General features: G+C 56.6%; 1 protein-coding gene and 1 pseudogene. Both read right to left on the reverse strand.

Annotated elements, in window-relative coordinates:
- Window positions 1-296: 296 nt before the first annotated feature.
- Window positions 297-629 (reverse strand): annotated as a pseudogene (tnpA, locus tag THIDRDRAFT_RS23345) (IS200/IS605 family transposase); the annotation flags it as partial.
- Between the two features lie 18 nt (window positions 630-647).
- Window positions 648-818: IS4 family transposase (locus THIDRDRAFT_RS25275; RefSeq protein WP_007043424.1), on the reverse strand; the 171-nt coding region annotated here is incomplete at its 5' end.

Here is an 818-nt window from a genome sequence, read left to right on the forward strand (position 1 = left end):
ATTCGGGTCGATCTGTAGCACCTCGGCGATTTGCTCCGCTGTCCAGCCGGTCGCGAGCAGAACAACCGCCTTGATCCGATCAGCCTCGCGTTTATCGCGCGTACCTCGGTGGGCCGCACGCAGTTCCGCGAGTTGCTTATCAGTGAGGTGGTAGTCAGGCATGGCGAAGATTCTACAGATTCGGTTGAGTGTCACAAAATGCCTGTCCGCAAAAAACTCAAATGAGAGCGGTATAAAAGCCGGTGGGTTTGAGTAACGGACTGAAAGTCCGGATACGCGTCGACTGAACGACGCGTCTAGGGCTCCACTCGAAATTCAGCCGCTGGGTCTGGCTCAAAATGATGCTCCAGGTACTGCTTTATCATCTCCTCGCTCAGCTCGCCAACGGTGGCACAAAAGTATCCACGCGCCCAAAAGTGCCGTCCCCAGTAGCGCTTCTTCAGCGCCGGAAATTCCTCGAAGAGCTTGCTGGCCGTTCGCCCCTTGATCCTGCGCATGATCTCGCTCGGTGCCATCTCCGGCGGAGCGGAGACGAGTATGTGGATATGGTCCGCACTCACGACACCCTTGAGGATTCGGATCTCGAATGCATCGCAGGTCTGTCGCACCAATTCGCGAACCCTCTCCCCATCTCATTACACACATCTTCATAAGTCATGAGATTCTTTGGCGTATTTGATCCCGGCTGCCACGTCTCTGATGCGCTGCAGTCCGAGCCAAATGCTCTTCACACCAGGCTCGCCATCGCCCTTGCGTCCGAGAAATCCGCCCTGGCGGGCGATCAAGCGCAACACCTCGTTGAGTCGCGGAGACTGCTT

This window comes from Thiorhodococcus drewsii AZ1 (genome assembly GCF_000224065.1).
In the GTDB taxonomy this organism is placed as follows: domain Bacteria; phylum Pseudomonadota; class Gammaproteobacteria; order Chromatiales; family Chromatiaceae; genus Imhoffiella; species Imhoffiella drewsii.